Annotated in this window: 1 protein-coding gene; it reads right to left on the bottom strand. The window is 71.8% G+C overall.

Annotation, left to right across the window (positions count from 1 at the left end; genetic code table 11):
- Nucleotides 1–1,122, bottom strand: a 1,122-nt coding sequence (locus AB0O00_RS40820; RefSeq protein ID WP_363659711.1) for a malate synthase A, incomplete at both ends; no start/stop codon positions are given.

The following is a 1,122-nucleotide window of genomic DNA, read 5'->3' as shown; positions in this document are numbered from 1 at the left end:
AAGGCTTCCCGGCAGGTGTCCACCAGACCGGGGTGGGCCACCCAGGAGCCGTCGAAGCCGTCGCCGGCCTCGCGCTCCTTGTCGGCGCGAACCTTGGCGAGGGCCGCCTCGTTGGCGGCCGGGTCGCGCTGCGGGATCGCGGCGGCCATGCCGCCGATGGCGTGGGCACCGCGGCGGTGGCAGGTGCGGACCAGCAGGTCGGTGTAGGCGCGCATGACGGGCTGGGTCATCGTGAGACCGGCGCGGTCCGGCAGGACGAACCGCGGCCCGTGCTGCGCGAAGTTCTTGATCAGGCTGAACAGGTAGTCCCAGCGGCCCGCGTTGAGCCCGGCCGCGTGCTCGCGCAGCTCGTAGAGGATCTCGTCCATCTCGAAGGCGGCGGTGATCGTCTCGATGAGGACGGTGGCCCGGATCGTTCCGTGCGGGATGCCCAACTCGGCCTGGGCGAAGGTGAAGACGTCGTTCCACAGGCGGGCCTCGTGGTGGTTCTCCAGCTTGGGCAGGTAGAAGTACGGGCCAGTGCCGAGCTCGATCTGCCGCCTGCCGCAGTGGTAGAGGAAGAGGCCGAAGTCGACCAGGGCACCGACGGCCGGGCGGTCGTCGACCAGCAGGTGCGCCTCGTCGAGGTGCCAGCCCCGGGGGCGGACCACGATGGTGGCGGGCGTGTCGCCGATCCGGTACCGCTTGCCCTCCGGCGTGGTGTCGTCGATCCGGCGCTCGATCGCGTCGAGCAGGTTGAGCTGGCCGGAGACGAGGTTGTGCCAGGTCGGGGAGGTGGCGTCCTCGAAGTCCGCCAGCCACACCTTCGCCCCGGAGTTGAGCGCGTTGACGGCCATCCGGCGTTCGGGCGGGCCGGTGATCTCGACCCGCCGGTCGTGGAGGCCGGGTCCGGCGCCGGCCACCCGCCAGGTGTCGTCCGCACGGACGGTATGGGTCTCCGGGAGGAAGTCCAGGGTGCCGCCGGCGGCCAACTCGGCGCGGCGGCGGTCGCGTTCGGCGAGCAGCTCGGTGCGGCGGTCGGCGAACTCGTCGTGCAGACGGGCCACGAAGCGCAGGGCGCCAGGGGTGAGGATCTCGTCGAAGCGTTCCTCGGGCTCTCCGAGGACCTCGGTACGGCTGGGC

Origin of the sequence: Kitasatospora sp. NPDC093558 (assembly GCF_040683475.1) — a bacterium.
Classification (GTDB): Bacteria; Actinomycetota; Actinomycetes; order Streptomycetales; family Streptomycetaceae; genus Kitasatospora.
This window is presented reverse-complemented; position numbering and strand designations above follow the sequence as displayed.